The following is a 10,460-nucleotide window of genomic DNA, read 5'->3' on the forward strand; positions in this document are numbered from 1 at the left end:
CCCAGAAATTCACTAAGTGGATGTGCAAGTACATATCTACGCTGCATTCTGTTCATAATACGTCGATAATCTTCGGTTTCTTTGCCAAAACGTTTATTCATCTTTTTTTCAGCATTGAAAGCTTTAATAATGCGCAAGCCGCTTAATGTTTCTTCAATAACTCCAAGTAAGATTCCCATCTTATTTTGAGCGTCTTTGGAACTATGTTTTAATGTTTTACCAGTTCGACCTATAAGCCATCCGGCAATTGGCAGCATGATAAAAACAAATAAAGTTAACTGGTAACTCATGGCAAACATGTATGTAACCAATACGATGATCATAATCGGGTTCTTAAAAAACATGTCGATCGATGCCATGATTGAATTTTCAACCTCGGCCACATCTCCGGTTGCCCTTGCTATTACATCTCCTTTTCTTTCATCTGAATAAAATCCTAATGGAAGAGAAGTGATTTTCTTATAAATTTTTGTTCTGATATCACGGGTAAAACCATTTCGAATTCCAACAGTTTGATAGGATGCCAGGTATGCGAAACCAACTTTAAAGAGTGTAGTTATAAGCATTAAAGCACCAATAAATGGCATTACAACAGGAAGCCCATAATCTAGTTTAAACTTGGTGACATAGAAGTAAAGGTTGTTTTGTAAGGCATCTTTCGAAAGTGTCCATGGGAGTAATTCATGTACCTCTTTTGCTGTATTGAATAAGACTTCCAATATTGGAATCATGAACAACATGGCTAACCCTGTAAAAACGGCAGCTAATAAATTGAAAATAAAGCTTAAGATCAGGTTGCGCTTATATGGGGGGATATACTTTTTAAAGATTACCAGAAAGTCTTTCATTGTTGAGAATTTTCTAATACAGAATACAGTATTATTAGAATGTGATTATTATCAAAACTAATTTGTTGCTCTTAGAGCAAAACGGGTGGTAAAAGTAAACTTTTACCACCCGATTCCCAAATAGTGTATGTACTATTATATCTTAAAAACGCCTGTATATGAATGAGGCGTTAAGGCTCTCATCTCTTCTTTCACTTCATCCGAAACATTTAGCTTTTCAATAAAAGCACCCATTGTCTTAGCATTGATCTCTTCGTTGGTACGTGTTAAATCTTTTAATGCTTCATATGGGTTTGGATAACCTTCACGGCGAAGAATGGTTTGGATACCTTCAGCTACAACAGCCCAGTTGTCTTCCAAATCGCGTTTGATAGCATCTTCATTTAAAAGCAATTTACCTAATCCTTTAGCCAATGAACGAATTGAAATAACCGAATGCGCAATTGGTACACCAATGTTACGGAGAACAGTTGAATCGGTAAGGTCGCGCTGTAAACGGGATACAGGTAATTTCTCGGCTAAGTGCAAGAAAATAGAGTTAGCAATACCAAGGTTACCTTCTGCATTTTCAAAATCAATAGGATTTACCTTGTGAGGCATAGCGCTTGAACCAACTTCACCTTTTTTGATTTTCTGCTTGAAATACTCCATCATGATGTATGTCCAGAAATCGCGCGCTAAATCCAATAAGATAACATTAATGCGTTTGAAGTTATCAAAGGTAGCTGCCATATTGTCGTAATTCGAAATCTGTGTTGTAACTTGCTCACGATCCAGTTTAAGAATGTTGTTTACAAAGTTATTTCCAAAATTCACCCAATCAATTTCAGGGTAGGCTGCATTGTGGGCGTTAAAATTACCAGTAGCGCCACCAAACTTAGCGGAGCAAGGAATACCTTTTAGTAAAGCCAATTGTTTATTTAAACGCTCAACGTATACCTTCATTTCCTTGCCCAGGCGGGTAGGAGAGGCTGGCTGACCATGAGTCTTGGCTAACATCGGAATGTCTTTCCAATCAGTCGCCAACTCGTTTAAAGTTTGAATCAACTCTTCCAACAATGGATAATAGACATCATGAACAGCATCGCGCAGCGAATAAGGTACTGCAGTATTATTGATATCCTGAGAAGTTAAGCCAAAGTGGATAAACTCTTTGTATTTCTCAAGTTTTAATTCATCAAACTTTTCCTTGATAAAATATTCAACTGCTTTAACATCGTGATTGGTAACTGATTCGATTTCCTTTACACGGTCAGCATCTTCCAATTCAAAATTCTTGTAGACTTTACGTAAATCTTCGTAAAGTGCTTTGTCAAAGTCGGCCAATTGTGGTAGTGGCTGCTCGCAAAGAGCAATAAAATACTCTATTTCAACAAGAACCCGGTAGCGGATTAAAGCGTATTCAGAGAAATACAAAGCTAAGCCATCTACTTTGTTTCGATATCTTCCGTCTACAGGAGATATTGCAGTCAATAATTGAATATCCATCATTTTTTATATTTGATTTTTTGGCAGTGCAAAAGTAGTAATTTTTAGCCGAAAAGCTTAGTTTTGGCACCTTATCATTTTAATAATAGTCAAACGTATAATGAACAACTGGCAAGGTTTTAGATTAGGACTAAAGACTTATTCTCAAGCAACTTCTTTTATGTTCCGCCATAAGCTCGGATGGTATTTTATTTTTCCGGTTCTTTTCAATATTCTGCTGCTTGTTGGTGGTTTTTGGTCAGTGTCATCGCTAAGTGAAGGTATTATAGGTTCGATGAATGGCTGGATGAATATTGATTCCTGGGAATTTTGGGGATCAGATTTTATTATCGCCTTGATTAAGGGATTTGTTTGGGTTGTTTTACGGCTTTTGTTTTTTATAATATACGCCTACATTGGAGGGTATATCATTATTATCCTATTATCGCCTGTCTATGCTTTTCTTTCAGAAAGGACTGAAGAGGTAATTACAGGTCAAAAGGTACCGTTTAATTTTTCGCAATTTGCAAAAGACATCATAAGAGGTGTGCTGTTGGCTGTTCGTAATTTATCAGTTGAGATGGCTTTAACCTTACTTTTGTTTATTCTTAGTTTTATACCACTTATTGGCTACCTGACTCCTTTTGCTCTGCTTTTGGTATCAGCCTATTTTTATGGCTTTTCTTTTCTCGATTATACATTTGAACGAAAGAGGTTTAAAATTGATTTTAGTATTCGGTTTATGAGGCGAAACAGGGGTTTGGCAATTGGCAATGGATTTGTTTTTTCGCTGGTGCTGTTAATACCTTACATCGGTGTTATGTTAGCTGGTTTTGTATCCATCATCTCGGTAGTGGCCGCCACTTTAGCTGCCGGTGAAGTTATCAAATCGGATACAGGCATAGTTAACTCCTGATAAAATACGTTTCAATCAATGATATAATTCACTATTTGTGGTGATTTTTTTATCGCAAATCCTCTCTAGCTTTGTGTTGAGTTTAAAAGTATAAATCAACATTAATTTAGAAGGATGATATCTAAGAACATTGCAATTTTAGGAGGCGGAAACTTAGGCTCTTCAATTGCGAAGGGGCTGGTGAAAAGTGGGCTGATGGAAGCATCACAAATTACCATTACAAATCTTGAGTTGGAGCTGATTCAGCATTTAAAGGACGAAGATGGTTTTAATATTACAACCGATAATATTAGTGCCATTAATGGAGCCAAGATTGTAATTATTGCGGTTAAACCAACAGCTGCCATGGCGCTTCTTAACCAGGTTAAAGAGGCTTTAATTTCGGGTGACCATGTTGTTATTTCAGTTATTTCCGGGGTTAAGATTCATGATCTAGAAGAGGTATTGGGTGGCATGCCTATTATCAGAGCGATGCCAAACACTGCTATCGCTATTCAGGAGTCAATGACGGCCTTATCTTTTAATGAAAAAGGACTCGGCTATAAAGATGAGGTTATAAATATCTTTAACCAATTGGGATCAACAATGGTGATACCCGAAGCTCAAATGCCTGCTGCAACAGTATTGGCTTCATGTGGAATTGCATTTGCATTACGGTTTTTGAGAGCTGCCTCACAAGGTGGAATTGAAATTGGCTTTTCATCTAAGTTGTCGCTGGATATAGCCGCACAAATCATGAAAGGTGCATCAAAGCTGATTATTGAAAACAATTCGCATCCCGAACCGGAGATAGATAAAGTTACAACCCCATTAGGAGTAACGATTAAATCATTGAACAAGATGGAGTATGAAGGATTTAGTTCATCTTTGATTCAGGGAGTGGTTGCAGGTTATAATAAGATATTGGAAACTGAATCATAAAAACTAAGCCTCCCCAATTTTGAGGAGGCTTAATCAAACCAAAACTTTATTCAAACTATTATAAAAAAACTATTCATTTACAGTTTCACGCCGTGGACATGCTGGCAATTTTACTTCACTTTCGTTGCCATCATAGCATGATTCCATACAATCCTTCGGATCGCAGCAAGTATGACAAACGCGCTTGTATGCTGCATAACTTTTAAGTTCAACTCCGGTTGATAAAAAGTCATCTTTTACGGGCTCTTCATTCATCAAGTCTGTACTCAGGTACTTTTTGTTATCATCGGCAAATACGGTTACCACAACAGCATCCGGACCAAGCTCTTCCTGTAGTTTTAATGCTCCAAGAAAGTTAGCACCACTTGAGATACCAACACCTAATCCCAGTTCCATACTTAGTTTTTGAGACATTATGATTGCATCGCCGTCATCAACGCTAACGATTTCATCTAATTCATCCAGCTTAACAATCGATGGTATGAATTCATCTGAAATACCCTGAATACGGTGCTTACCTACTTTATACCCAGTTGTCATTGTTGGAGAGTTCGATGGCTCCAATGGGTGAATTTTAATTCCTGGTACTCTTTCTCGCAAGTATTTACCAACTCCCATTACAGTTCCACCAGTTCCAACTCCGGCAACAAATGCATCAGGCACCAATGAACGAAATTTTAATTGCCAAAACAATTCCGGTCCTGTTGTTGTGTAATGCGCTTCGCAATTATCGTAATTTGAAAATTGGCGAGGCAAGAAAGTATTCTCATTATCTGCAGCTAATTGATTTGCCATTTCTATACTTCCCAAAAAGCCACCTTCTTCAGGAGTTACCAGGCGAATATTAGCTCCAAAGCTTTTTATCAGGTTTTTACGTTCCTGGCTCATCCAATTTGGCATGAATATCGTTACAGGATGTCCCATTGCACGCCCAACTCCAGAGAATGCAATACCTGTGTTACCGCTTGTTGCTTCAATAATTCTATCACCCTCTTTCAGATCTCCGTTCTCATATGCCTTACTCAATATATGATACGCCATTCGGTCTTTAATACTGCCGGTAAGATTTAAAAATTCAGCTTTGGCGTATATTTTACGAATGGTTCCTTTGTATTCAAATTCAATTGCCAATAAAGGAGTATTACCAATTAAGGTAGATAATCCTTGCATTCTTTTACACTGCTTTTCATTCATGGTATATGATATCTATAAAGGGTTACTTTTAATTTGTAATACAGTCTTAAGACACTTATAAAGGTGTTTAGGGTGACAATGTTACAAGTTTTATTTGAATCATAGTTATGATTTTTCGCACGCCAAATGAAAGAAAGTATGTAAGTATCGATATATAAGGCAATTTAAATGTCTTGCAACAAAAAAACGCCCAAATGAATTTTTATTCAAATGGGCGTCAGAACAGGTTTTAGCAAATAATTAATTCATTCGATAATGATGTTTTCGGTGGCGATTATCAAACCATACTTTCTGTTCATCATTAAGTTGAGCTCTTAATTCGGTCATCATTTCACTTTTAAGTTGCGACATCTCTAGCTTAACTGTCGTTTTCTGATCGATGATCTGGTCAACCTTTTTTAGATCAACATTCTTCCCTGTGGTTTGGGTTGTAAGTTGAGCATTAAGTTCGCCAAGTTTATTTTCTAATGGTTGAAGTTGTTTTCTTAATTCTAAATGACTGGTTTTCATTTGCTCTTTAAATTCATCAGACAAATTTGCTCTAAAGCCAGACTCTTTTGTGTTTTGGTGTCCACGATTGTATTTACCTTTTTTACTGTGGTGCATCTTTTCTTTATTCATTCCTCTGCTGCGTTGACCATAGCCTTTTCTGCCTCTGTGTTGGGCTTTGTTGTCAAAAGCTAAAACTTGTTCATCTGTTAAAAGTGATTTCACAGATTGATGATGACGAACACGCTTCTTTTCTATCGAAATATGAATTTTATTAATTTCTGCAAGCGTTTTATCTAGTTGCTTTTGATCAATTGGTTCAGTAGTGGAAAGTGTTCTCATCCTGGCTTTAAGTTCACCTAATTTATTTTTGTCTCCCTGGATTTCAGCCATAAATTTGACCTTTTCCGCTTTGAGCTTTTCTTTCTGTTCCGTATTTAAGTCATCCAGAATACAACTTTTGTGACCTTTATTTTGGCAATCACTGAAGCGTTTACCATGATTTTTCTGTGCAACGGCACTACTAAATGTCAGGCACAAAATAGCTAAAATTAAATATCTGTTTTTCATTGTTCTAAAATTTAAAGTTTCACAATAGGATACAACAATCCCATTTTAGCAAGCGCGCAATTGCTAAGTGATAGGAATTTAGTATGTAATGATTTTAACGATGATGTCTGCGGCCTTTGTAACGTTTTCTGTAGCCGTCATCCATTATTTTTGATCGAAACATTTTATCCAGCATGTCTCTCTGGCGGTCATTCTCGCAAATGTCTCTTAATTTTCTGAAGTGATGATAGTTTGCTTCTTCAATACCCCTTTGTTTTAAGGCGATTTGATCGAATATTTGATTGATACTAACAGAGTCGGTGATATTTTTAAAAGTTTCCTGCATGGCTTTTTGCCTTAAACTATCTAATTCAGCCTGCCTTTTGTGCATTTCTTTACCATGAACTTTCCAGAGCTGGTACATTTCGTTGAACTGCTCGTCGTTAATACCCGCATTTTGTTTAAGGTGTTCGCGCATGTTTCCGCGGTGCCCATCCTTTTTATAGCGTTGTTCACCGTAATTAGCTTTTGAATCATTGTCAAACCACCAAACTCCCAGTAACGCTAGATTACCAATTAAAAAGAGGCCTAAGATTAACCAACATATTTTACAGTTTTTCCTCATGTTAATTGAATGTTTGGTTGTTTGCAAAAAAAGTATCATCCTCGTAGTAATCGTACCAATTGGTTGGCGATGTTTGTTCATAAACTGATACCCAATCGTTTTCGACAGTATTAATGCCATTACTTGTAGAAAGTAAAATTAAAGCATTTGATAAGGAGATAACAATTGCGCATGCCGCAGCAACCTTGAAAATAGCACTTAGGTATTTTACCTTTGGTTGTTCTATTTTTATTGTTTCAACCTTAGACATAACCTTATCCACAAAATCAGGAGAGGGTTCATGTGCTTTGCCCAGTTCCTGGCGAAGAAACTGCTCAAATTCGTTTGTATTTTTTTTACCTGTCTTCATAATTACACTCACTATATATATGACGATAAAAAGATAATTGTCCTGTGTTTAAAAAATCTCTTCTTTGTGCCGAATCAGTAGTTCTTTTAATTTTCGTTTAGCCCTGATTAATAATGATTCTACTGACGAGATTGTCGTTTCCATTATATCTGCGACTTCCTGCTGTTTAAGCTCTTTTATATGCGATAATAACAGTGCATTTTTTTGTCTTTCGGGTAAACGGTCAATAGCACTATATAAAACAGCATTTCTTTCACTTCTTTCAACATCATCACTTGCCAGCTTTTTATTCGAAACTGGTAGTTTTTCGAGATCTGATTTCTCCATAGGTGCAACTCGTCCACTACCCCTTTTCATGCGTTTGGATTGCCTGATGAAATCAAGCGACTTATTGACAGCTAAGCGGTACAGCCAGGTTGAAACAGATGCTTCCTTCCTGAATGACTTAATTGAACGATACATCTCAATAAAAACCTCTTGAGCAACATCTTCAGCATCACTAGGAATAGTTACATAAGACAAGCATATATTTATAACCTTCTTATGGTGAGTATTAACCAGAATACGAAAAGCTTCTGTATCACCATTAATTACTTTATCTACTAATAACTTTTCCTGAGTCATTTATTTTATTCTACAATCTATAGACGATGCCAGGTAAAGAATCCTGCATTTTTGTGTAATTTTTTATTATAAGTAGATCAATCTACCGTTTTTTCAATGGTCAATAAGATAGGTAAATGATCACTTATACCACCGATGTACCTGGGGCCTGCATAAGTTCGTTTAGGTTTTAGGCCACTGTAGCTGTTATCTTCCTCAGTAAGAAAAGGTAGTTGAACTATTGTCTGACAAAGGTTATAGTTACTTTTTTTGAATCCGGAACTGGAGAAAAGTATATGGTCAATAGTGTCCCACTGACCCTTATACTTATAAGTTCCTGCTACATCTTGATGCTTAAGTTCTTTTTCATTTAGGCACCCAGTTAATTCCGAATATTTTATAAGTGATTGCAATGATTTGGCATCAGTGGTCGCATTAAAGTCACCCATCACAATCAGCTTGGGATGCTGGCAAGTTGATTTAATGGAGTCAATTGTAGCATTTATTACTTTTGCCACAGCCTCCCGCTTTGGTTCCGAATAATTTACCCCTCCTCTCTTGGAAGGCCAGTGATTAACAATGATGTGTAGAGTGTCTGAGGCAATCGTTCCCTTAATATATAATGCATCTCTTGTATGAAATTCATTTACTGGTTGAGATAATCGTATTGGTGAAAACAGGAGAGGGGAGAAGTCTTCTTTTCGGTACAAAAGCGCCACATCAATTCCTCTTATATCCTGTGATTCAAAGTGGATATATCCATATCTCAGATTTGAAAGCCCAGAGTTGTAAACTAACTGTTTTAATACCCATTCATTTTCGATTTCACACAATCCAATTATAGTAGGAGGATTCCATTGGTTGCATGCCAGAATTGTTTTTGCGATGCCATTAATTTTGGAATACATCCTGTGCTGTGTCCATCTCTTATCTCCTTCCGGCAGGAATTCTTCATCTCGTTTTAAGGAATCATCTTTGCAATCAAACAGGTTTTCGACATTATAGAACATGACCGAGTAGCTGTTATCGTCATTTTTTTGTGCTAACCCAGCCTGAATGAAGAGAATAAAAAGAAATATAATATAGCTTGAATTATTTTTTCTCTTGACGTTCATAGGCTCCCAAATCTGGTCCATCGTCTTGTAAGCGATTAATTCCAAGAATATCTAAAGGAACTGGTTCTGCAAATTCGTAAGTGCCAATATCTTTTGCAGCTGATAAAGTATCAAGCTGATAATTGTATTCACTGATATCAATGAATGAAGGGTCTTCATTTTTTAAAATATCAATAAATTTCTTCTGATCTGAGATATCGAAATCTTCACTCAATTTGATAATTGCATTGTTGAATAAGTAGTTCGCGTCGGCTTTGGGTATTTCTTCATTATTATATTTTAAATCAAAACCGATTTCAGAAATATTGTTTCCGTAAATAATACAATTGTAGAAATTCGCTTGTTTCAACGGAACTATTTGTTCATTATCGTTTTTGTCGATGTAATAATTGTTTAAAAATACCGCTGGATTATTTCTAAACGTCCAGTCGAAATAATTGGCGAAGGTACAATGTGTAAATTCATAATTACCTCCAACAGTAAGTGCTGCAGAACTATTACCACAATCGCCAAACAAGCAATTCGAAACATTTAATTTTGATGTTTGAGCTAATAAACCAAAGGTACTTATGTGTTCAATTTTTGAATTGGTAATACTAATGGGTGTTTCTAATCCAACTGAATCAGCCAGAATACCCATCATCCCGTTTTTAATGACGCAATGATCAAAAGTAGAAGAGCCTGAACCTGGTAATAAATGAATATAACCCCATTGACCGGGTTTATCGGCATACCACTCTTCCAGGCGATGTCCTGCAAATAAGACCGGTTCTTCAACATTTCCATTTACATTTAAGGTGCCCAATACAAGCATACTTGCATCCTTATAAAAATATAGTTTTGCGCCGGGATCTATTGTAACCGTCTCTGCAGAATCAACCACAATATAATCGTAAATTAAATATGGTTTGTCTTTGGTAAGAGTTTGAGTTTTGAGCCATTCTTTGCGCATCAAAATTACATCCTGTCCGTAGGCTACCAGTTGTACAGTTTGGATACGGTCTTTGGTTCTGAAATAAATTGAATCTGTTACTACAAATGGCGTATTGCTGCCAACGGGATCAATTGTTACTTCTACGAAAATATATAGACTATCCTTGGCCCTTACCCTTATTTCTTCTGCTAAGAAGTCTGATGATCCATTGATGTTTAGTCTGAAATCGGAATTGTCACCTCCGGCCAATTCTATCGCCTCAATCGACATGTCTTCGTCATATGGATTATAAACCCTGAAATTTTTAGTGGTTGAACCAATAGACGTGAAAATAGTATCGAACGTGATTGTATCTGACGAGAAGGTTAAGCCTTCCTGACCTCCTCTGTACACAAATTCCCGTTCACAAGCGAAGAATGCTAATGTGCAGATTGATAATATTATGCAGCG

At 36.6% G+C, this 10,460-nt stretch carries 11 protein-coding genes; 2 read left to right on the plus strand and 9 right to left on the minus strand.

Annotated features, from left to right (window positions below):
* Positions 1–848, minus strand: an 848-nt coding sequence (locus AC4MRQ_RS22655) for an ABC transporter permease (protein WP_491200008.1), incomplete at its 3' end; no start/stop codon positions are given.
* A 135-nt stretch (positions 849–983) separates the two neighbouring features.
* Positions 984–2,339 (minus strand): adenylosuccinate lyase, encoded by a 1,356-nt coding sequence (gene purB / locus AC4MRQ_RS22660; protein WP_491200009.1) that lies wholly within the window; start codon positions 2,337–2,339, stop codon positions 984–986.
* Between the two features lie 97 nt (positions 2,340–2,436).
* On the opposite strand from purB, the gene AC4MRQ_RS22665 reads away from it, so the two are divergent.
* Together AC4MRQ_RS22665 and proC are read left to right on the plus strand one after the other, a co-directional pair.
* Positions 2,437–3,231: an EI24 domain-containing protein gene (locus AC4MRQ_RS22665; protein ID WP_491200010.1), complete on the plus strand. Its 795-nt coding sequence runs from the start codon at positions 2,437–2,439 to the stop codon at positions 3,229–3,231.
* Between the two features lie 114 nt (positions 3,232–3,345).
* Positions 3,346–4,152, plus strand: coding sequence for a pyrroline-5-carboxylate reductase (proC, locus tag AC4MRQ_RS22670; protein WP_491200011.1), 807 nt, complete (start codon positions 3,346–3,348; stop codon positions 4,150–4,152).
* 69 nt (positions 4,153–4,221) lie between these two features.
* Here proC and AC4MRQ_RS22675 read toward each other — a convergent pair whose 3' ends face one another.
* The 7 genes from AC4MRQ_RS22675 to AC4MRQ_RS22705 all read right to left on the minus strand — a co-directional run.
* Positions 4,222–5,322, minus strand: coding sequence for a PLP-dependent cysteine synthase family protein (locus AC4MRQ_RS22675; RefSeq protein ID WP_491200012.1), 1,101 nt, complete (start codon positions 5,320–5,322; stop codon positions 4,222–4,224).
* 264 nt (positions 5,323–5,586) lie between these two features.
* Positions 5,587–6,405, minus strand: a complete 819-nt coding sequence (locus AC4MRQ_RS22680) for a Spy/CpxP family protein refolding chaperone (protein ID WP_491200013.1) — start codon at positions 6,403–6,405, stop codon at positions 5,587–5,589.
* Between the two features lie 94 nt (positions 6,406–6,499).
* Positions 6,500–7,009, minus strand: a complete 510-nt coding sequence (locus AC4MRQ_RS22685; RefSeq protein ID WP_491200014.1) for a hypothetical protein — start codon at positions 7,007–7,009, stop codon at positions 6,500–6,502.
* 1 nt (position 7,010) lies between these two features.
* The gene (locus AC4MRQ_RS22690; RefSeq protein WP_491200015.1) at positions 7,011–7,358 is read right to left on the minus strand and encodes a hypothetical protein; all 348 of its coding nucleotides are present in this window, start codon (positions 7,356–7,358) and stop codon (positions 7,011–7,013) included.
* 48 nt (positions 7,359–7,406) lie between these two features.
* Positions 7,407–7,982, minus strand: a complete 576-nt coding sequence (locus tag AC4MRQ_RS22695; protein ID WP_491200016.1) for an RNA polymerase sigma factor — start codon at positions 7,980–7,982, stop codon at positions 7,407–7,409.
* Positions 7,983–8,059: 77 nt separating this feature from the next.
* Positions 8,060–9,076, minus strand: coding sequence for an endonuclease/exonuclease/phosphatase family protein (locus AC4MRQ_RS22700; protein WP_491200017.1), 1,017 nt, complete (start codon positions 9,074–9,076; stop codon positions 8,060–8,062).
* Positions 9,054–10,460, minus strand: a 1,407-nt coding sequence (locus AC4MRQ_RS22705) for a right-handed parallel beta-helix repeat-containing protein (RefSeq protein WP_491200018.1), incomplete at its 5' end; no start/stop codon positions are given. The genes AC4MRQ_RS22700 and AC4MRQ_RS22705, both read right to left, overlap by 23 nt.

Source organism: Carboxylicivirga sp. (assembly GCF_982718395.1).